The sequence below is a fragment of the Streptomyces sp. NBC_00344 genome, assembly GCF_036088315.1.
Lineage (GTDB): Bacteria > Actinomycetota > Actinomycetes > Streptomycetales > Streptomycetaceae > Streptomyces.
This window is the reverse complement of the sequence record NZ_CP107996.1, coordinates 465045-485567: the sequence shown is the minus strand read 5'-3', so window position 1 is coordinate 485567 and position 20523 is coordinate 465045. Positions and strand designations below refer to the sequence as shown.

Here is a 20523-nt window from a genome sequence, read left to right as displayed (position 1 = left end):
TCTCTGGAGCCGGGGAACCAATGATCGGGGAGGGCCGGGACATGGCGCTGGGCAAGGGACTCGACTGGCTGCTGGACGATCTGACGAACCGGGTCGAGCACGTGCGGTACGCGCTGGTGCTGTCCAACGACGGTCTGGTGACCGGTGCGAGCAAGGAGCTGGCGCGGGAGGATGCCGAACACCTCGCGGCTGTCTCCTCGGGCCTGCACAGCCTCGCCAAGGGGTCGGGGCGCCACTTCGGGGCCGGGGCGGTCCGGCAGACCATGGTCGAGTTCGACGAAGGGGTTCTCTTCGTCACGGCGGCCGGGGACGGAAGCTGTCTCTGCGTGCTGGGTACCGCTGAGGCGGACATCGGGCAGATCGCCTACGAGATGACCCTGCTCGTCAACCGTGTCGGTGAACATCTCGCCGTAGCGGTGCGGCAGCCCGAGGACACCGCGGCGCCCTGGTGACCGACGGCCTGTGTCATGCCTGCGGGGCCCATGGGACGGGTCTCGGTGACGGCGCGCACGATCGAGTGACAACTTGAGGTTGACAGTCGGCAGGTGTCAACCTAAGGTTGACGCATGGTGAATCCCGTACCGATGGCGAATCCGGTCCGCCTCGACGACCTGATCGCGGCCATCAAGAATGTCCACACCGACGCACTCGAGCAGCTGACGGACGCGGTCATGGCCGCGGACCACCTGGGGGACGTGGCCGACCATCTGATCGGTCACTTCGTGGACCAGGCGCGCCGCTCGGGCGCGTCCTGGACCGACATCGGCAGGAGCATGGGCGTCACGAGACAGGCCGCCCAGAAGCGCTTCGTCCCCAAGGCGCCCGCGGATGGTGGGCCGCTCGACCCCGCGCAGGGGTTCGGCCGCTTCACACCGCGTGCACGGAACGTCGTGGTGGCGGCGCAGAACGAGGCCCGCGAAGCGGGAAACGACGAGATCGGCCCCGTGCATCTCGCGCTGGGACTTCTGACCGAGCCGAACGCGCTCGCTGCCAAGGCGATGCTCGCCCAGGGGGTGCGACTCGACGCTGCCCGCGCGGCGATGGCCGGCGGGCTCCCGCCGGCGGCGGACCAACTGCCCGATCTGATCCCCTATGACACGGCTGCGCGGAAAGCGCTGGAGCTGACCTTCCGAGAGGCCCTGCGGCTCGGGCACAACTACATCGGGACCGAGCACATCCTGCTCGCCCTGCTCGAACTCGAGGACGGGGCAGGTCCATTGACACGTCTCGGCATCGGCAAAAGGGCCGCCGAAGCCGACATCGCCGACGCTCTGGCAGCCGCGGTGGACGCCCAGAACCAGGAGTGACGCCGGGCCCGGGCCGGGTCTGCCCGACCGGGCCCCGCCGGGCGGACCGGTGACCGGAAGCAGTGGCTGCGTCACCGACCGCGCCTCCCACCCGATACGGTTCTGTTGTGGTGATCAACGGGGAGTACACGACGCCCGGAACCGCGCTGCTGCTCGCGGCGGCCCCGGCGGGCAGGGGCCGGCTGACTGACGCGGCCTCCGTACTGGCTGCGCTCGCGGCTGTGCCGCCGAGCGCTCTCACCGGAACCGATGCGGCGACGGTGGTCGAACTCGCGGACCCGTTGGAGCCGCAGACCGTGCTGACACGGCTGCGCGCGGTCGCCTCGGCCCCCGGCCCGCTGTACCTGTATCTGGCCGGGCAGCTGCAACTCGACCGCAAACAGCGGCTGGTGCATCTCGCGCTGGCCCGTACGACGCCGGCCACCGTGCGCTACACCGGCCTGCCGTGGCACTGGCTGGCCGGTGAACTCGCCGTCCGCCCGCCCGGATCCACGACCGTGGTCGTCGACCTGGTCGCCGACGCGGAATGCTGGCAGCATCTGTCGGGCGGTGGTTTCGGTCTCGGCCCGGGCGTCCGGATGTACGGGCGAATCGCCGCGCAGCCCTTCCGGCGTACCGCATCCGCTCCCGGATATCTGAAGGCCATGGCCGCGATCTGGCGCAGCGGTGCGAGGCCGCCGATGGACCAGCTCCATGAACTGGCCGCGGCACGGAGCGAATCCGAGGGCGCCCTGCTCTTCGCTCCGGTACACGGCGCGCCGTCGGGGCCGCCGGCTGCGGGGCCGGCTGTTCCCGGGCAGTCGGACCGCCGGCCCGGGCCGGCCGATGCGCCTGTTCCTGCCCCGGATCCGCATCCGGCGATACTGTCGGCCGCACGCGCGGGACGCCACACCGAAGCCGCCGCGGCGGCCTCCGCGTGGGAGAGCGAGGCGCTGCGTACCCACGGACCGGGTTCGGTGCAGGCGCTGCACTGGCTCGAGGTGCGGGCCGACCTGGCCCATCTCGCCCAGGACCCGGGCCGCAGCTGTGAGTTGTGGATGATGGCCGCAGGCGTACGTCTTCGCGGTGCGCAGACCGCGGACGATCCCGAGGTCGAGGCCGCAGTGGACCGCGCCCATCATGAATGGGGGCAGATCGACGACCCGGCTCGCGCCCGCACCCTTGCTCAGGACCTGGTCGCCTTGCGCCGTCGGGTTCCGGGACGCCAGCGCGGCGCTCTGCAGCTGCTGCAACAGCGCCTGGACCAGCTGGAGATCCGTGAGACAGGAGCGGCACGGCCGAGCTGAACGAGGCCACCGGTTCCGAGAGGGCTCCATCCGGCCGGACCCGCAGTGCGGGACGAGCGGCATGACCGGAGAGCAGGCCCGTTTCGACCGGCCCGCCGATGTCGCTGGGGAACCGTGCGCAGGAGTGCGGGCCGGGCTCCGGCCTCCTCGGGATTGAGCAACATTTTATCCATGGCCTGATCACGCCGCTTCGCCGTCCTCCGGCAGGAGCGACGGCCGTGTGCGCCACGGGATCGGCCTGCGGACCGGCCGGCGCGGCCTGTTCCGGACGGCCGAAACCCCGGCGTGAGAGCGGTGAGCGGCGCACGGGCCGCGTTGACTGCGTGCAGCTGTGTGACTCACGCTCGTTACATAGGTGCTGATTACAACTGATCCGACCGGCGCGTCGTTCCCCGTGCGTCCGCGGAATTCTGCGGAGTTCCGGCGCCCCCGGTACGCGATCGGAAGCAGGAGGAGATACATGTGTGGCATCACCGGCTGGGTCGCCTACGACCGTGATGTACGTGATGAGTCCGCGACTCTGGATGCAATGACCGAGACGATGTCCTGCCGTGGCCCCGACGACCGCGGCACCTGGATCAGCGGCCCGGTGGGACTCGGCCACCGCCGGCTCGCCATCATCGATCTGCCCGGTGGCCGGCAGCCGATGACCGTCGAGACGCCACAGGGCACGGTCGCCATCGTCTACTCGGGAGAGACGTACAACTTCACCGAGCTGCGCCGCGAGCTGGCCGGACGTGGGCATCGCTTCACGACCGAATCGGACACGGAGGTCGTGCTGCACGGATACCTGGAATGGGGCGCGGGCGTCGCCGAACGGCTCAACGGCATGTACGCGTTCGCCGTCTGGGACGGCCGCCACCGGAAACTGGTGATGATCCGCGACCGTATGGGCATCAAGCCCTTCTACTACTACCCGACCCCGGACGGCGTGCTGTTCGGCTCCGAGCCCAAGGCCATCCTCGCCAACCCGCTCGCCCGCGCCCGGGTCGGCCTGGACGGCCTGCGGGAACTCTTCGCCTTCGTGAAGACTCCCGGCCACGCGTTCTGGGACGGCATGCACGAGATCGAGCCCGGCACCGTCGTGACCCTCGACCACGGCGGACTTCGCCGGCATGTGTACTGGTCACTCGAGACCCGCGCGCACCTGGACGACCGGGAAACCTCGATCGCCAGGGTGCGCGAACTTCTCGAGGACATCGTCGAGCGGCAACTCGTCTCCGACGTACCGCGCTGCATTCTGCTCTCCGGTGGCCTCGACTCCTCCGCCATGACGGCACTGGCCGCCCGCCAACTGGCCGGGTCGGGCGAGGCGGTCCGCAGTTTCGCCGTCGACTTCGTGGGTCAGACGGAGAACTTCGTCGCAGACGAACTGCGCACCACCCCCGACACGCCCTTCGTGCACGACGTGGCGCGGGCATCCGGCACGGACCACCAGGACATCGTGCTCGACTCGCAGGCCCTGGCCGATCCCGCGGTGCGAGCGCATATGATCACCGCTCGTGATATGCCCATGGGGTTCGGTGACATGGACGCATCGCTCTATCTGCTCTTCCGCGCCATCCGGGAGCAGTCCACGGTGGCACTCTCGGGGGAGTCCGCCGACGAGGTCTTCGGTGGCTATCTGCAGTTCTTCGACGCGGACGCCAGGAACGCGGACATGTTTCCCTGGCTGGTGCGCTTCGCCCGGCACTTCGGCGATGACGCCGATGTGCTGCGCCCCGATCTGAGCAAGTCCCTGAACCTCCCGTCCTTCATCGGCGACAGCTACGCCGGCGCTGTCAGCGGCATAGCGCGGCTCACCGGTGAGAGTGACTTCGAGTACCGGATGCGCAAGATATGCCATCTGCACCTCACCCGGTTCGTCCGGGTGCTGCTCGACCGCAAGGACCGGGCGAGCATGGCCGTCGGCCTCGAGGTACGGGTGCCGTTCTGTGACCACCGGCTGGTCGAGTACGTGTACAACACCCCGTGGTCCCTGAAGTCCTTCGACGGCAGGGAGAAGAGCCTGCTGCGGGAGGCCACGGCGGACGTGCTGCCGAAATCGGTGTACGACCGGGTGAAGAGCCCCTATCCCTCCACCCAGGACCCCGAGTACGCCGTCGCACTGCAGCGGCATGCCAAGGAACTGCTCGCCTCCCCGTCCCATCGGGTCTTCGACATCGTCGACCGCGCGCGGGTGCGCCGAGCGGCGGGCCGCGAACTGCCCCAGATCACTCAGGCGTCACGACGCGGACTGGAGCGCACTCTCGACCTGGCGCTCTGGCTGGACCTCTACAAACCGGAGCTGACTCTCTCCTGAGCGCGGTACCGGTGGGCGGCCCGAGCGGGGCCACCCACCGGTCTCGGTCCGAGAAGGCGCAGGTGAGGCCCTTCGGATGGCTGCGCGTTGCGAATTCACCCGGGTGGGGGGACGCTTGTAGCAGTCAAAGTGTGTTCACCCGATTACTTTCGGTGTCCTCGGGGCTGTCATGTCAGACGAGGTGAGGTCGGCCCGCCGCCGCTCACCCTGATGAGGAGACGCAGTCGTGATCACTGAAGTTCATCGCGAGTACGTACTGGACTTGGAAGCAACTCCAGCGAGAGTGCCGCAGGTCCGGCGTATCGTCGCAGCGCACCTTCGCCACTGGCAGCTCGAAGAGCTGATCCAGCCCGTCAGTCTGGGTGTGTGTGAGCTGCTCACCAACGTCCACCGGCACGCGGGTGAGGACAAGCACTGCACACTGGAACTGCGCTGGACGGGCCGGAACCTGACCGCCGCGGTGCTGGACACCAGCCCGCAGCTGCCCAGACTCCGGTGTGCCAGCCCCCTCGTGACCACCGGACGCGGCCTGCCCATGGTGGCAACCCTCAGTGACAGCTGGGGCACCCATGCCACTGCGGACGGCAAGGTCGTCTGGTTCACCATTCGCGGCGAGGCCGGCACCGGCCGCCCGCGATCGCTGCGTATCCCCACCCCGTTCGTCGCCACAGCGGCCCGCGCCGCCGAACAGCCGGACACCGGACTGCTTCAACGGCCCGCCGATGACGTGCAATTCGCCGGACTCGCGGAGGCGGGCCGGTCCTGACGGCTGTCTCTGGCCTCCTCGCGGAGCTGCGGCGCCGGCCCCGCCCCGATACCACCGTGCCCTGCGCAGGCAAGCCGAGCTGTGCAGGGCACGTGTGCGCCTGCGTGCCGCGGTCGGGAGAGCACACCGGCCGGACGGGCCCCCTGGAGCCGCCCGCCGGTCATCCGCGCAGCAGGCCGGTCACGGCCCGGCCGAACACCAGGTTCCCCACCCGGGAGGTGAGGCCGTCGAAGAACCGGGGCAGCCGGGAGACCCGCAGCTCCTCACGCCATACCACCTGGCAGCCCGGGCCGACCGGACGGACCTCGATCTCAGCCCATCCCCGAATGATCCTGCCGCGCTTCTCAAGGCGGCAGAGTCCCGGGTGACCCTCCACGGGCGGCTGCCAGCGCACCACCTCCATGGGGTCGTCGAACCCCGCGAACCCCGCGCCGGTGCGCGCCACGAACCTGGTCCCCGCATCGGTCGGCCCCGGTGTGGTGACGGTGATGCGGGTCAGCGGGACATGCGCGGCGTGCTGTTCCCATCGGGTGAGCCGTCGCCACGCCTCGGTCGCGGGCAGTGCCACGGAGCGTTCGATACGCAGGAGCGCCATGTGCCGACCCTATGGCTGTCCGGTGATCCCGGCCGGGCACGCGGCGTTCGACGGCACCGGCACACACGCAGGACGAAGGTGGTGCGTCTCCACTCGGAAGACACACCACCCTCGGGCTGCTGACCGTGCGATCGCGAGGCGGACTCTGCCGCCACGCTCCTGGCCCGGCGCCTCAGTGGCGGGGGCCCTTCTTCTCGTCACGCATCTGCTTGCTCTGACCGTCGTCGTACTCGATCTGCTCCTTGCGGAGCTCGGCAGAGACCTCCTGCTGCTCGGTCACCTTCTGGGTTTCCATGTGCACCCGCTCCACGGCCACAGCCTCCTTGCGTACAACGGCCTGTTCGGCGTGCAGGATCACCTCGGTCTCGGCCTCGCCGATCCGGGTGCGGCCTGCCGCTTTACGGTCGCCGTCCTTGATCGGCTCCCGCACCAGATGGACCTCTTCGTGGCTGACGGGGACGGTGGTGGTGACGTTCTCGGTGACGACGACCTTGCGCAGGTGCGCCCGGCCCGATTCGTGTTCCTCGGTGCCGACCCGCAGCTGCTCCTCGGAACGGACGATTTCCTCGTCACCCATGCGGCCCGTCATGCCCTGGGCGCCACGAGTCCCGGAAGCGGTGTCCGCTCCGACGGCACCCGCTGTCGTGCCGGAACCGGCAAGCCCGCCGTACATGCCGGCTCCCGACGTGTCCTTGGCGCCGTCGGTGTCGCGCATGTCGGCGTCGGCCGATCCGCTCTTCGCGTCCCGGGTTCCCGCGGTATCCGCTGCCTTGCCGTGCAGCGGCATGGTCGGACGGTTGCCGCCGACGCCGGGGGCGCCGCTTGCCTGACCGGGCCTGCTGAGGCCGTAGTGCTCGTAGAGTTCCTGTTCCTGCACGAGGTCGAGGTGCTGTTCGGCGTCCAGGCGCGGCGCGCCCTTGACGAGTTCCTTCGCGTGCGGAATGTGCAGGGCATCGCCCTCGCGCCGTGCCCCTTCGAGGGGGACGAAGGTCTCCTTGCTGCCGAAAAGGCCGGTCTTGACGGTTGCCCACTCGGGCTTACCGCTCTGGTCGTCGAGGTAGATCTGCTCGACGCCGCCGATCTTGTCCCCGGCGACGTCGTAGACCGTGAGACCGGTCAACTCATCGGGGCTGCGGAAGTCGGCTGCCATTAGTGATCACTCCCTTGTGCGTGGTCCGGCAAGGGGTCGGCTGGCCCCCGCCCGGGGAATCGCGCGTCCTTCCATCGGGTCCTCTGTCCCGCCTCCCGGCAACCATGGACGGAACGGGACGGCTGCCGCGCGAGGCGAGGAGGGCGCTCAGTGCCCCCTGGTCATCCATCTTGCGACGATATGACCCATATACGCCATTCGGGTGGCTGGTCCCGCTGATGGGGGAGGCCTGCTTGCCGAACCAGGGCATCGCGGCGTTGTGGTCGGCGCGTTCAGCGGAGAGCATGGGCGTGGAGGCTGATCGTGCCCAGAAATAGCTCTGCCGGCCGCTCCCGCGACACGGCGCTGGTTCTGCTCACCGCCGCTTCGGGTTCGGTGGACGCCCTGGCGTTCATCGCGCTGGGTCACGTCTTCGCCGGAGTCATGACCGGCAACCTCGTCCTGCTGGCGATCGGCCTCGGGAGCCGGTCACCGGGGGATGCGGGATTCGCCCTGGTCGCGCTGGCCGGATTCTCCGTGGCGGTGGTCGTCACCGGCCGGGTCCTCCGCCCGGTCAACCACCTTGGCGCTGATGGAAACAGGACCGGGCCCGGCGGGAGCGTGGGTCGCGGATGGTGGACCGGTGGCGTGTACGCCTGTCTCGCCGTCGAGACGTTCGTCCTCGCCGTTCTCGGCGTGGTCTGGGCAGTCGTCGGGGGCAGACCGGACGGTGCCGAGCGGGGCGCTCTGATCGCCGTGCTGGCCGTGGCCATGGGGCTGCAGACCGGAGCGATGCTCGCCGCGGGCCCGGGCGGTGCGCCGACGACGTACTTCACCAGCACCCTGAGCAATCTGCTGATCAGTCCGGCCGGCGGTCTCGTCGCCGCTGCCCGGGTCGTCGCACTGGTCGTGGGCGCGGTCGGTGCGGCGGCGCTCCATACCTGGGATCCGGCATGGGCCGCGTTGCCCCCGCCCCTTCTCACGGCCACCGCGCTGATCCTCGCCATGTCGAAGGGACCGCGCAGACGCGGGACATGAGAAGCCCACCGCCGCGGAGCGCGCATCCGGGGGCTGGTCCCCGCGCTGCGTGCACCGTGCCGGTCTTTTCCGGATCCAGGAGGCGTCATGTGCTGGAGCGCGACGGCCGACCTCGCGGCGGGCTCCGCTATCGCCGCGATCGGGGTGGCTTGCCTGGTGCGGGTTCGCAGGGCCAGGGATCTGCCCCTCGCCGCGCTGCCGTTGCTGCTGGGAATCCACCAGATCGTCGAATCGGCCGTCTGGCGTTCCGGCGGCGGTACCGGCGCGGACGTCACCGCCTGGGCCGTGATCGCTCTGCCGCTGCTCGCCCTGTGGGTGCCGCTCGGCGTGCTCCTCGCCGCCCCGCGGTCCGCACGGCGCCGCCTCGTCCTGCCGGCCGCGGCCGGGCTGGCCGCCGCTGCGACCCTGGCGATCTGCATGGCGCGCAGGCCGGTCATGGCCGAAGTCCGCGGCCACACCGTCGGGTACGCCGTTCATCTGCCGGATCCCTCGCTGGTGATCGTCGGCTATCTCGTTGCCACCATCGGCTCGCTGCTTCTCGCGGGTGATCCGCTGCTGCGCCTGTTGGGCGCTGTGACGGCGGCCGGGGCGGCAGTCTGTCTGCTGCTGTGGCGGCTCGAGTTCGCATCCACCTGGTGTGCCTTCGCGGCGGCCTCCTCGGTGCTGATGCTCATCTGGGTCCGCCGGGGCCCGGCGGGCGGAGCTTCGCCCGGATGCGAACCGGGCGAAGTGCGGTGACCCTGGAGGGGTGGGGGAATCGCGGTGAGAGGATGACTCATGTCCATGATGGACAAGCTCAAGAACATGATGAAGGGCCATGAGGACCAGGCAGGTAAGGGTGTCGACAAGGCAGGCGACGCCGTCGACAAGAAGACCGAGGGCAAGTACAGCGGCCAGGTCGACACCGGCCAGGACCAGCTGAAGGACCGGCTCGGCACCGACCGTGACCAGGGCGGCCCGCCCCGCGCCTGACCGAACGTCCTGCTGCGGCCGTCCCGGTCGAGCGCTGTTCACGTCCGAAACTGTCGTGTACGGCGATCCGGCGCCGGGTGGTGGAGCCCAGCCATGCTGGGCTCCACCACCCGGCGCCGTCGTGCGGATGCCAGGTCCCGGATCAGTCCGCGAGTTCGTCCTTGATGGAGGAGATGCTCAGCACGTCGTCGAACTCGGACAGCTCGGCGACCAGCTGATGCACACTGCCGGTGCCCTCGACGTCCAGCTGGACGAAGACGGTGCCGGCCTCGTCATGCCCCGCTTCGGTCTCCCGGGGTGACGTACCGGCCGGGTGGTCGACCCTGACCTGCACCACCTGGAAGCCCTGGGCGGTGGTGTGCTCCAGAATGCGGGTCAGCACGCTCGTGCCGATCCGGTACGCGAGATGCAGTCTGGTCTGCTCCGATGTGGCGAAGGCGGGGATCCGGCGTGTGGCCCAGGGGTAACCCTGGGCCACCACGAAGTGCACCAGAGTTGCCCCGACCGCCAGCAGCGGCAGACCTCCGCCGCACGCCATACCGATGGCACAGGTGAGCCAGACGGTGGCAGCCGTGGTCAGACCTCGCACGGCATCCCTGCGCACGAAGATGAGACCGCCGCCGATGAAGCCGATACCGGAGACCACTTGGGCAGCCAGCCGCGAGGGGTCGAAGGAGACGTTGTGCAGCGTCAGAACGGCGCTGAAGCCGTACTGCGACACCACCATGAACAGCGCGCTGCCCACGCCGACCAGCGTGTGGGTGCGCAGCCCGGCACTCTTCTGCCTGGTCGCGCGTTCGGCGCCGATGAACGTGGACAGCACGAGAGCCAGGCCCAGTTCGGCGAACTGACGTGCTCCCTGGCCGGCGCCGGGATCGAACAGAGGCAGGGCGACAGCGTGCAACAGATCCTCCAAACCGTGGTGGGACGACCATAGCGAGCCCCGGCTCGGCCGGCTTCGCGCCGGGCCAGCGCCGGGGTGTCCTGCCTGACGCGTGCATCAGTGTTGGTCTAGACCTTGACAGGTTCAGACCATAGGCGCTTGAGTGCCTACACCCCCACAAGCGGACATCGTCGTGCCGGTGTGCCGCGCGAAGGAGTGATCACGTGTCACGACGTATCGCAGCTCTACTCACCGCTCTGTCGGCGGCCATCGGCCTTGCCGCGTTTCTGCCGATGCCCTCGGCGTCGGCGGCCACCTGCGCCACTGCCTGGAACTCCTCCTCCGTGTACACCGGCGGCCTGGTTGCCTCGTACAACGGACACAACTGGTCGGCGAAGTGGTGGACCCAGAACGAGACCCCCGGTTCCGCGGATGTGTGGGCGGACCAGGGATCGTGCGGCGGCGGCACCGAGCCGCCCGCCGACTCGGGCTTCGTGGTGAGTGAGGCCCAGTTCAACCAGATGTTCCCGAACCGCAATTCCTTCTACACGTACAGCGGGCTCACCGCGGCACTGAGCGCCTACCCCGCCTTCGCGAACACCGGCAGCGACACGGTCAAGAAGCAGGAAGCGGCTGCCTTTCTGGCCAACGTCAGCCACGAGACCGGCGGGCTCGTCTACATCGTCGAGCAGAACACCGCCAACTATCCTCACTACTGCGATGCATCCCAGCCGTACGGCTGCCCGGCGGGCCAGTCCGCCTACTACGGACGCGGACCCATACAGCTGAGCTGGAACTTCAACTACAAGGCCGCGGGAGACGCTCTGGGCATCGACCTGCTCGACAACCCGGGTCTGGTGCAGACCGATGCGGCCGTGGCCTGGAAGACCGGCCTCTGGTACTGGAACACGCAGTCCGGCCCCGGCACGATGACCCCGCACAACGCGATGGTCAACGGCGCCGGATTCGGTGAGACGATCCGCAGCATCAACGGCAGCATCGAGTGCAACGGAGGCAACCCGGCGCAGGTGCAGAGCAGGATCGACAACTACCAGCGATTCGTTCAGATCCTGGGAACCACCGCGGGTTCCAACCTGAGTTGCTGACGGGTCGCCCGGAGTCCGGGACACCAGGCGGCGTGGAGCGGCAACCGCTCCCCGCCGCCTGCCGCATTCTCCGGTGCCGCCCGTGACGGCGCGGAAGCCCTCAGGGCAGGTGCGCCTGCTCGGGAGCGCAGGTCCAGATCACCGGGTGCGCGGTGCCCGCCGCATCCGCCGCACCGCCCTCCCCTGCCCGTTTCCGTGAGGGACATCGTGCCGCTCGGAGCGCGGGGCGGAGAGGGATTCGCACGGAAGAGAGCCGGGGCGCCGGCGCCGGGAACACGAAAGCGCGTCGCCGCCCCGCCCGGAAAGGGGAGGTGCGGCGACGCGCGAAGGAGCCCAGGGATCAGGCGACGTTCTTGAACGAGGACTGCTGGGGAGGGTTGCCCGTACGGCCCCGCGAGGAGGAGCCGGAGGAACGGCGGGCCTGGGCGGGGCGGCTGCGCCTGCCGCGAGCCGATGAGGAGCCGCCCTTCGGCCGGTCGGAGACCGGTGACGAGATGGTGACCGGCACACCGGAGGGGGCCTGGGCACCGGTGATGCGGCTCAGCTCGGCTTCGCCGGAGCGCACCTGCGCGACCTGCGGGGTGATCCCGGCATCGGCCATCAGACGGGTCATCTCCCGCCGCTGGTTGGGCAGCACGAGAGTGACCACGCTGCCGGACTCGCCGGCGCGGGCGGTGCGCCCACCGCGGTGCAGATAGTCCTTGTGGTCGCTCGGCGGGTCGACGTTGACCACCAGGTCGAGGTTGTCGATGTGGATGCCACGGGCCGCGACATTGGTGGCCACCAGCACCGTGACATGGCCGGTCTTGAACTGCGCGAGCGTCCGGGTGCGCTGCGGCTGTGACTTGCCGCCGTGCAGTGCGGCGGCGCGGACACCGCTGTTGAGGAGGTGCTTGGTGAGCTGGTCAACGGCGTGCTTGGTGTCGAGGAACATCAGCACCCGCCCGTCGCGGGCGGCGATTTCCGTGGTCGCGGCGTACTTGTCGGCCCCGTGGATGTGCAGGACGTGGTGCTCCATCGTGGTGACGGCGCCCGCGGAGGGGTCGACCGAGTGGACCACCGGGTCGTGCAGATAGCGGCGGACCAGGAGATCGACGTTACGGTCCAGGGTCGCCGAGAAGAGCATCCGCTGGCCGTCCGGGCGCACCTGGTCGAGGAGCTCGGTGACCTGGGGCATGAAGCCCATGTCGGCCATCTGGTCCGCCTCGTCCAGCACCGTGATCGCGACGCGGTCGAGGCGGCAGTCACCGCGCTCGATGAGGTCCTTGAGGCGGCCGGGCGTCGCCACGACGATCTCGGCTCCGCCGCGCAGCGCACTGGCCTGCCTGCCGATCGACATGCCTCCGACCACGGTGGCGAGCCGAAGCTTCAGCGACCGGGCGTACGGGGTGAGCGCATCCGTGACCTGCTGGGCCAGCTCCCGGGTGGGAACGAGGACCAGAGCCAGCGGCTGGCGGGGCTGCGCGCGCTGCCCGGAGGTGCGGGCGAGCATCGCCAGGCCGAAGGCGAGGGTCTTGCCCGATCCGGTACGCCCGCGGCCCAGCACGTCGCGGCCTGCCAGCGAGTTCGGCAGCGTGGCCGACTGGATCGGGAACGGCTGGCTGACGCCCAGCGCGGTGAGCGTCTTCAGCAGCTCGGCAGGCATGGCCATCTCGGCGAAGGTCGCGGCCGCCGGCAGTCCCGGAGTGAGGGTGACAGGCAGGGCGAACTCGCCCTGCGGTGCCGATGGCCGGCGGCCTCGGCCGCCGGAGCGGCTGGGGCCACCGGAACGGGCGGGTGCGCCCGAGCGGTTCTGCCCCTGCGAGCGATAGCCGCCGCGTCCGGCGCCCGAGCCGGTACGGGTGCGTGAATAACGGTCGTTCGTGCGAGCTGTGCGGTCCATGCGGATCCTCCCTCGATGTGGCACGTATCGAGGAATTCTCGGCAGAGAAACAATGGCCGAAGAATCGCAAGAACGAGCCGAAGAAAACAAGCAGTCCTGGCCGGGCGATTCAGTGAGGCGCCGAGCCGGAAACATTGAAATGGCCGGCATCTTCCGTGCTAAGGCGGATGAAATGCCGGCTCAAGGTGTTCGGACGGAGTGCGTCCGTACGTGTGGAGCGGTGCGACCTGATTCGGACGGAACAGTCAGCACTTCCGGTCCCGGGCGGGCCTCGTGACCTCGGAGGCGACCGGAGGGGGCCGGGAACAACGACGAGCTGGGGCCCGCACCCCAAGGTGCGGGCCCCAGCTGCGTGTCATGCGTCAGGCGGGGACGATGTTCTCCGCCTGCGGGCCCTTCTGGCCCTGCGTGACGTCGAAGGTCACCTTCTGGCCTTCCTGGAGCTCGCGGAAGCCCTGCGCGGCGATGTTCGAGTAGTGGGCGAAGACGTCAGCGCCGCCACCCTCCTGCTCGATGAAGCCGAAACCCTTTTCCGCGTTGAACCACTTCACGGTGCCAGTAGCCATGTCAAACTCTCCTTCAGGGCAATAGAGCCCGGAGAACCGCACTGTGCGATCCTCACATCACTGCGATGATTACCCCGTCCGGAATACCCCGGAAATACAAAAGTGCGCTCATCAGCACAGAAAGCCGACGAGAGCACTTGAAGTCTTTGGGAACCACAACTGCAACTGGTAACGACAGTAGCACGCTGCGGACCGCGGGGCACGGCGGGCATATCCGCTGACACCGCCATGTCGCAGATCCTGGTTGCTTCCCAGGTCTATTTCTGTACCAGCAGAAATAGATATTCAAGCCCGCCCGTCGGGTGTTTCGGCGAGCACGGTGCGAGGCGGCTCATCCGGCCGGTCCTGCGGCCCGGTCCGGGTGCTGTCACATCGGTCGTGTCGCGTACGTCACCGTTCGGACGAAGGGGCGGCGGCGACGGCAGGGGTCGCAGGGCCGGTGCCGGTGCTCCGCGCGGTGCTTCCATGGGTCTCAGCCCGCGGCGGTGGTCTCCACCGCCTCGACGGCCCTGACCAGAGGGGCGAGTTCCGGATTCACGGACGCCTCGTCGAGTGCGGCACGCAGCGCCGCGTTGTTGGTGGGGCGGGCGTGCTCGAGAAGTTCCAGGCCGGAGTCGGTGACATTGGTGTAGATGCCGCGCCGGTCGGTGGGGCAGAGGTAACGGGCGAGCAGGCCGCGGTCCTCCATCCGCGTGACGAGGCGGGTTGTCGCGGACTGACTGAGAACCACCGCGTCCGCCACCTGCTTCATCTGGAGATGGCCGCCCACCCCGTCGTGCTGGCGGCTGAGCACGTCAAGCAACGAGTACTCGCGCACGCTCAGCCCGTGGTCCGCCTGCAGCCTGCGTTCGATGTGTGCCTCGATCCGCCCGTGCAGCAGGGAGAGCGCGCACCAGCTCTGGGCGAGGGCGGTCAGTGCCGGGTCCGTTGCGGTCATCAGTGCCTCCTGCGGTGACGCCCGGCGTGCGGATGGGCCGGGGCGCCGTCGTGTGGTGCGCGTACCACTATACCGCGCTTGCAATTAACCAGCGTCTGCAATTATTGTGTTCGCCAGTAAGGCGCTAGCGCATCAATCTTGGAAGGTGCATGTCTCATGCCTCTCGCGCTCCTGGCCCTCGCCATAGGGGCCTTCGGGATCGGGACCACCGAATTCGTGATCATGGGGTTGCTCCCCGATGTCGCATCCGACTTCGGTGTCTCGGTGCCCACTGCCGGCTTCCTGGTGACCGGATACGCGCTCGGAGTCGTCGCCGGTGCTCCGCTCATGACAGTGCTGGGTACCAAGGTCCCCCGGAAGCGGATGCTGATGCTCCTGATGGGATTGTTCATCGCGGGCAACCTCGTCTCCGCGCTGGCACCCACGTTCGGCCTGATGCTGACGGGGCGGGTGATCGCCGCGCTCGCCCATGGTGCGTTCTTCGGTATCGGTTCGGTGGTCGCCGCAGATGTGGTGGCCCCTGAGAAGAAGGCCGGCGCCATTGCCATGATGTTCACGGGTCTGACCGTCGCGAACGTCGTGGGCGTGCCGCTCGGCACCTTCGTCGGCCAGAGCGCCGGATGGCGGGTCACCTTCTTCGTGGTCGCCGCCCTCGGCCTGCTCGGTCTGCTGGGCATCGCCAAGCTGGTGCCGGACATGCCCAGGCCCGGCGGCGTACGTCTGCGACACGAACTGGCCGCCTTCCGTAACGTGCAGGTGTTGCTCGCCATGGCGATGACTGTGCTCGGATTCGGCGGAGTCTTCGCCGCGATCACCTACATCGCGCCGATGATGACGGGTGTCGCCGGCTTCGCGGACTCCTCGGTGACCTGGCTGCTCGTGATCTTCGGCCTCGGAATGGTTGCGGGCAATCTGACCGGCGGGAGGTTCGCCGACCGGGCGCTGATGCCCATGCTCTGCTCCGCGCTCGGCGCGCTGGCCGTGGTCCTGGCCCTCTTCACGGTGACCGCGCACAACGAGGTCACCGCCGCCGTCACGATCTTCCTGATCGGCGGCCTGGGATTCGCCACCGTCCCGCCCCTGCAGAAGCGCGTCCTCGACCAGGCGTCCGGCGCCCCGACCCTGGCGTCGGCCGTGAACATCGGCGCCTTCAACCTGGGCAACGCCCTGTCCGCATGGCTCGGCGGGATCGTCATCGCCGCCGGCTTCGGCTACACCGCCCCGAACTGGGTGGGCTCGGCACTGGCCGCATCCGCGCTGCTGCTGGCCGTACTCTCCAGCGCCCTTGAGCGCCGCTCCACCCGAAGTGCCGCGCCTCGAGCGGCGCTCGCGGACAACCAGGCCGAGCGGCAGCCCGAGGCCGTCCACCACTGACCGGCGCACCGCACGGTCCGACGCCACACGCGTGCGGGACCGCGCACCGCAGCAGACAGCACTCGAGAACAGACAGAAGGACACCATGAGCCCCGTCCCCGACATCACCCTCAACAACGGCGTCACCATTCCGCAGCTGGGCTTCGGCGTCTTCCAGGTGCCCGATGGCGAGACCGCTGCCGCGGTGTCCAGCGCCCTGGAGAGCGGCTATCGCAGCATCGACACCGCTGCCGTCTACGGCAACGAGGCCGGCGTCGCACGCGCACTGTCCGCGTCCGGCCTGCCCCGTGACGAACTGTTCGTCACGACCAAACTGTGGAACACGGACCAGGGGTACGACTCGACCCTGACGGCCTTCGACGCCAGCCTCGACAAGCTGGGTCTCGATCACGTCGACCTGTATCTCATCCACTGGCCCACCCCGGCCCGCGACCGCTACCTCGACAGCTGGCGTGCTCTGGAGAAGCTGCTCGCCGACGGACGCACCCGTGCGATCGGCGTGTCCAACTTCCAGCAGGCCCATCTGCAGCGGCTGCTCGACCACTCCGGCATCGTGCCGGTGGTCAATCAGATCGAGCTCCACCCGGGCCTGGCCCAGGCCGGACTGCGGTCCTTCCACGCGGAGCACCGGATCGCCACCGAGGCCTGGAGTCCGCTGGCCCAGGGCGCGCTGCTCGATGAGCCGGCCCTCACGGAGATCGCCGCGCGGCACGGAAGGTCTCCCGCCCAGGTGGTGCTTCGCTGGCACCTTCAGCTCGGCAATATCGTCATCCCCAAGTCGGTTACACCCGCCCGGATCCGGGAGAACTTCGATGTCTTCGGCTTCGGTCTGACCGTCCAGGACATGGAGACGATCGACGCGCTGGACCGAGGCATGCGCACCGGGCCCGACCCCGACGCGCTCAACTGACCGTGTCACCATGCCGGGCTCGGCCCGTTCCCCGGCCGGGGAACGGGCCGAGAGCCCGGCGCGCATGCCGTCGGCCCCGCCCAGGACCGTCCGGTCACGAGCGGGGCCGACAGTGTCACCCGGGCTTACTGCTTACTTCTTGAAGCCGTAGTCCAGGAGCTTCTTCGCGTCGGCGGTGCGGTTGGCCACCGATGTGGAGGCCAGAACCGTGCCGATGACCGTCTTGCTGCCACGGGTGGCGGCGAAGACCAGGCAGTACTTGGCCTCCGGACCCGAGCCGGTCTTGACTCCGATGGTCCCCGAATAGCTGCCCAGCAGCGTGTTCGTGTTGGTCCACGACATGTAGCGGTAGCCACCGCTCTTCGTCGTGACCTTCTGCTTGGTCGACTTCGTCTTCACGACCGTGCGGAACATCGAGTACTTCAGCGAGTTGCTGGCGAGCTTGGTCAGGTCGCGCGGTGTCGAGTAGTTCGCGCCGCTGCCGATGCCGTCGAACGAGTCGAAATGCGTGTTCGTCAGGCCGAGGCTCTTGGCGGTGGAGTTCATCTTGCCGATGAACGACTTCACCCGGGCTGCCCGAGTGGATCCGCTGCCGAACTTGTCCGCGAGCGCGTATGCGGCGTCGCAGCCCGACGGAAGCATCAGACCGTAGAGAAGCTGACGGACGGTGACTTTGTCCCCGACGATCAGATGGGCCGACGATGCGTTCTTCGAGACGATGTAATCGCTGTAGGCCTTCTGGATCGTGACCTTGGAATCCAGATTGAGATTCTTCTGGGCCAGCACCACCCGGATCGTCATGACCTTGGTGGTGGAGCCGGTGGAACGACGGGTGTCTGCGGCCTTGGTGAAGAGGGTCTTCCCGGTGCCGTTGTTCATCACGAAGCCGCCCTTGGCGACGATCGTGGGTGTCTTGAGCGTGGCGGCCTCGGCCGGGGCTGCGAACGCCCCGGCTGCCAGGACTGCCCCCCCGGTGATGACGACCGTGGATACGCGACGAATGCCTCTAATGCCGGTGATCAAGTTGAATGCTCCAAATGCCCCTATGGTGCGGCCACATGAGAGTGTCGCTTCCTGTGAGACGCGTGGGAGGGGGCGATGGATGTGCAGCTTTGCGATCTTTTTCCGGAGAGCTCCGGAGCGTCGCGCCTTTCACCCGGGTCATGTCGTCACGGCCCCGGCCTTCGGACATCTGAGCCCATCCGGGTGTTCCGTTCCCGCAGGGTGCCCGGCCGGTCACACGGCCGATGTCACCTCTGCGCGCCGACGTCCGGTGGGGTGGTACGCGCCGGGCCCGCGGGTCAGGATGTGCCGCCCGAGAGGATGTCCGGCAGAGCGTGTCCGGCCGGCTCCTCCAGTTGGGCGTAGGTGCAGCTGCCGGGAGCGCGGTCGGGCCGCCACCGGCGCCACTGAGTGGTGTGCCGGAACCGTACGCCGTTCTCCAGGTGGTCGTAAGCGACCTCCAGTACCCGTTCGGGGCGCAGCGGGATCCATGACAGATCCTTCTTGCCGGTCCAGCGGCTCGGTGCCCCGGGGAGCCGGGCCGACTCGTGCGCCGCCTCCTCGGCCCATGCAGCCCACGGGTGGTCCTCCGGCTGTTCCATCCGCAGCGGTTCGAGCTCCGTCACGAGCTCCTCACGGCGCTTCATCGAGAAGGCCGCGCAGACGCCGACATGCTGCAGGACGCCCGCTGAGTCGTACAGGCCGAGCAGCAGCGAACCCACCACGGGTCCGCTCTTGTGAATGCGGTAGCCCGCGACCACCACATCCGCCGTCCGCTCGTGCTTGATCTTGTACATCAGCCGCTCGTTCGGCCGGTAGGGAAGGTCCAGCGGTTTGGCGACCACACCGTCGAGTCCCGCGCCCTCGAACGTCCGGAACCATTCGGCGGCCAGGTCCGGGTCGGTGGTGGCCGGAGCGACGTACACCGGCGCCTCAGCGGCCTCCAAAGCCTCTGTGAGCCGGGTCCGCCGGTCGGCCTGAACGGTCGCCAGCAGGGACTCGTCGCCCAGCGCCAGCAGATCGAAGGCCATGAAGGACGCCGGGGACTGTGCGGCCAACATCTTCACCCGGGACTCGGCGGGATGGATCCGTTCGGTGAGCGCATCGAAGTTCAGCCGCCCCTCGCGCGCGATCACGATCTCGCCGTCCAGCACGCATCGTGGCGGCAGATTCCGCAACAACCCCTCGGCCAGTTCGGGGAAGTACCTGGTCAGCGACTTTCCCGTACGGCTGCCCAGCTCGATCTCCGGTCCGTCCCTGAAAACGATCGCGCGGAAACCGTCCCACTTCCCCTCGTACTGCATACCGGGTGGGATCTTCTTCGCGGACTTGGCGAGCATCGGCTTCACGGGAGGCATGACCGGCAGTTCCATAGCTCGATTCTGCGGCCGCACAGGACGTGACGCCCGATATGCGCATTCCGGGTGCTGCGCCTACCGTGACGCGCATGGGTGCAGCAGTGGAGCTCGAAGTGGGGGAGCGGACCGTACGCCTGTCCAGCCCCGACAAGATCTACTTTCCGGAGCGGGGCTTCACCAAGCTCGATCTCGCCCGGTACTACATCACCGTCGGCGCGGGCATCACCCGTGCGCTGCGGGACAGGCCCACCACTCTCCAGCGTTATCCGGAAGGGCTGGCCGGCGAGTCCTTCTACCAGAAGCGCGCCCCGAAGAACCTCCCCGACTGGATCCCCACCGGGACCGTCACCTTTCCCAGCGGCCGCACAGCGGACGAGATCTGCCCCACCGAGCCCGCCGCCGTGCTGTGGGCGGCGCAGTTCGCCACCTTCACCTTCCACCCCTGGCCCGTACGGCGCACGCAGCCGGACCACCCCGACGAACTGCGCATCGATCTCGACCCTCAGCCGGGCACCGACTTCTCCGATGCTGTGCGCGCCGCCCATGAGCTACGAGCCGTTCTGGCCGACCACGGTGGCCTGCGTGGCTGGCCCAAGACTTCGGGGGGACGAGGACTGCACGTCTTCGTTCCCGTCGAGCCGCAGTGGACCTTCGTGGAGGTGCGGCGTGCCGTCATTGCCTGCGGCCGTGAACTGGAGCGGCGCATGCCGGACCGGGTGACCACGGCGTGGTGGAAGGAGGAACGGGGCGAACGGATCTTCGTCGACTTCAACCAGACGGCCCGCGACCGCACGATCGCCTCCGCCTACTCGGTCCGCCCCCACCCGCGGGCCCAGGTCTCGGCCCCGCTGCGCTGGGACGAGCTGGACTCCGCGGTACCCGGCGACTTCGATATCGCCTCCATGCCCGGGCGCTTCGCCGAACTGGGCGATGTGCACGCGGACATGGAGGACGAGTCGTTCCGTCTGGATGCGCTTCTCGAGCTCGCGGACCGCGACGAGCGGGACCGTGGCCTCGGCGATCTGCCGTATCCGCCCGAATATCCGAAGATGCCGGGCGAGCCCAAGCGGGTCCAGCCGAGCCGCGCCAGGCACGACGAGGCATGAGGTG

Annotated in this window: 20 protein-coding genes; 12 read left to right on the top strand and 8 right to left on the bottom strand. The window is 68.8% G+C overall.

The window, feature by feature from the left end; translation table 11 throughout:
- Positions 1-41 precede the first annotated feature (41 nt).
- The 5 genes from OHS16_RS02345 to OHS16_RS02325 all read left to right on the top strand — a co-directional run bounded on the left by OHS16_RS02345 (position 42) and on the right by OHS16_RS02325 (position 5661).
- Positions 42-452, top strand: a complete 411-nt coding sequence (locus tag OHS16_RS02345; protein ID WP_328535451.1) for a roadblock/LC7 domain-containing protein — start codon at positions 42-44, stop codon at positions 450-452.
- A gap of 114 nt (positions 453-566) precedes the next feature.
- Positions 567-1307, top strand: a complete 741-nt coding sequence (locus OHS16_RS02340) for a Clp protease N-terminal domain-containing protein (protein WP_328535450.1) — start codon at positions 567-569, stop codon at positions 1305-1307.
- A gap of 107 nt (positions 1308-1414) precedes the next feature.
- Entirely contained in the window at positions 1415-2593 is a 1179-nt protein-coding gene (locus OHS16_RS02335; RefSeq protein ID WP_443042543.1) for a hypothetical protein, read from the top strand.
- Between the two features lie 460 nt (positions 2594-3053).
- Complete coding sequence (asnB, locus tag OHS16_RS02330) at positions 3054-4895, top strand: asparagine synthase (glutamine-hydrolyzing) (protein WP_328535449.1); 1842 nt, start codon at positions 3054-3056, stop codon at positions 4893-4895.
- 226 nt (positions 4896-5121) lie between these two features.
- Positions 5122-5661, top strand: a complete 540-nt coding sequence (locus tag OHS16_RS02325; protein WP_328535448.1) for an ATP-binding protein — start codon at positions 5122-5124, stop codon at positions 5659-5661.
- A gap of 160 nt (positions 5662-5821) precedes the next feature.
- Here OHS16_RS02325 and OHS16_RS02320 read toward each other — a convergent pair whose 3' ends face one another.
- Together OHS16_RS02320 and OHS16_RS02315 are read right to left on the bottom strand one after the other, a co-directional pair.
- Positions 5822-6256 (bottom strand): SRPBCC family protein, encoded by a 435-nt coding sequence (locus OHS16_RS02320; protein ID WP_328535447.1) that lies wholly within the window; start codon positions 6254-6256, stop codon positions 5822-5824.
- Between the two features lie 172 nt (positions 6257-6428).
- Complete coding sequence (locus OHS16_RS02315; RefSeq protein WP_328535446.1) at positions 6429-7406, bottom strand: PRC and DUF2382 domain-containing protein; 978 nt, start codon at positions 7404-7406, stop codon at positions 6429-6431.
- 303 nt (positions 7407-7709) lie between these two features.
- Here OHS16_RS02315 and OHS16_RS02310 point away from each other — a divergent pair, with 303 nt between their 5' ends.
- From OHS16_RS02310 to OHS16_RS02300, 3 genes are all read left to right on the top strand, one after another.
- Positions 7710-8423: a YoaK family protein gene (locus OHS16_RS02310; RefSeq protein WP_328535445.1), complete on the top strand. Its 714-nt coding sequence runs from the start codon at positions 7710-7712 to the stop codon at positions 8421-8423.
- An 87-nt stretch (positions 8424-8510) separates the two neighbouring features.
- Entirely contained in the window at positions 8511-9161 is a 651-nt protein-coding gene (locus OHS16_RS02305; RefSeq protein WP_328535444.1) for a DUF6629 family protein, read from the top strand.
- A 39-nt stretch (positions 9162-9200) separates the two neighbouring features.
- A complete protein-coding gene (locus tag OHS16_RS02300; protein ID WP_328535443.1) occupies positions 9201-9395 on the top strand; it encodes an antitoxin in 195 nt (64 codons plus the stop codon).
- A 142-nt stretch (positions 9396-9537) separates the two neighbouring features.
- On the opposite strand, the gene OHS16_RS02295 is transcribed toward OHS16_RS02300, so the two are convergent.
- Positions 9538-10299: an MgtC/SapB family protein gene (locus OHS16_RS02295; RefSeq protein ID WP_328535442.1), complete on the bottom strand. Its 762-nt coding sequence runs from the start codon at positions 10297-10299 to the stop codon at positions 9538-9540.
- Between the two features lie 203 nt (positions 10300-10502).
- Between OHS16_RS02295 and OHS16_RS02290 the strand changes: the two genes are divergently transcribed.
- Entirely contained in the window at positions 10503-11384 is an 882-nt protein-coding gene (locus tag OHS16_RS02290; RefSeq protein WP_328535441.1) for a glycoside hydrolase family 19 protein, read from the top strand.
- 340 nt (positions 11385-11724) lie between these two features.
- Here the strand turns inward: OHS16_RS02290 and OHS16_RS02285 are convergent, their stop codons facing one another.
- The 3 genes from OHS16_RS02285 to OHS16_RS02275 all read right to left on the bottom strand — a co-directional run bounded on the left by OHS16_RS02285 (position 11725) and on the right by OHS16_RS02275 (position 14769).
- Complete coding sequence (locus OHS16_RS02285) at positions 11725-13266, bottom strand: DEAD/DEAH box helicase (RefSeq protein ID WP_328535440.1); 1542 nt, start codon at positions 13264-13266, stop codon at positions 11725-11727.
- A gap of 362 nt (positions 13267-13628) precedes the next feature.
- A complete protein-coding gene (locus tag OHS16_RS02280) occupies positions 13629-13832 on the bottom strand; it encodes a cold-shock protein (RefSeq protein ID WP_030072012.1) in 204 nt (67 codons plus the stop codon).
- Between the two features lie 472 nt (positions 13833-14304).
- The gene (locus OHS16_RS02275) at positions 14305-14769 is read right to left on the bottom strand and encodes a MarR family winged helix-turn-helix transcriptional regulator (protein ID WP_328535439.1); all 465 of its coding nucleotides are present in this window, start codon (positions 14767-14769) and stop codon (positions 14305-14307) included.
- A gap of 156 nt (positions 14770-14925) precedes the next feature.
- Between OHS16_RS02275 and OHS16_RS02270 the strand changes: the two genes are divergently transcribed.
- Both OHS16_RS02270 and OHS16_RS02265 read left to right on the top strand, forming a co-directional pair.
- The gene (locus tag OHS16_RS02270; protein WP_328535438.1) at positions 14926-16143 is read left to right on the top strand and encodes an MFS transporter; all 1218 of its coding nucleotides are present in this window, start codon (positions 14926-14928) and stop codon (positions 16141-16143) included.
- Positions 16144-16228: 85 nt separating this feature from the next.
- The gene (locus OHS16_RS02265; protein WP_328535437.1) at positions 16229-17053 is read left to right on the top strand and encodes an aldo/keto reductase; all 825 of its coding nucleotides are present in this window, start codon (positions 16229-16231) and stop codon (positions 17051-17053) included.
- Between the two features lie 132 nt (positions 17054-17185).
- Here OHS16_RS02265 and OHS16_RS02260 read toward each other — a convergent pair whose 3' ends face one another.
- Positions 17186-18076, bottom strand: coding sequence for a D-alanyl-D-alanine carboxypeptidase family protein (locus OHS16_RS02260; protein ID WP_328535436.1), 891 nt, complete (start codon positions 18074-18076; stop codon positions 17186-17188).
- Positions 18077-18354: 278 nt separating this feature from the next.
- Complete coding sequence (locus tag OHS16_RS02255) at positions 18355-19428, bottom strand: ATP-dependent DNA ligase (RefSeq protein ID WP_328535435.1); 1074 nt, start codon at positions 19426-19428, stop codon at positions 18355-18357.
- Positions 19429-19502: 74 nt separating this feature from the next.
- On the opposite strand from OHS16_RS02255, the gene ligD reads away from it, so the two are divergent.
- Positions 19503-20519 (top strand): non-homologous end-joining DNA ligase, encoded by a 1017-nt coding sequence (ligD, locus tag OHS16_RS02250; RefSeq protein ID WP_328535434.1) that lies wholly within the window; start codon positions 19503-19505, stop codon positions 20517-20519.
- Positions 20520-20523 lie beyond the last annotated feature (4 nt).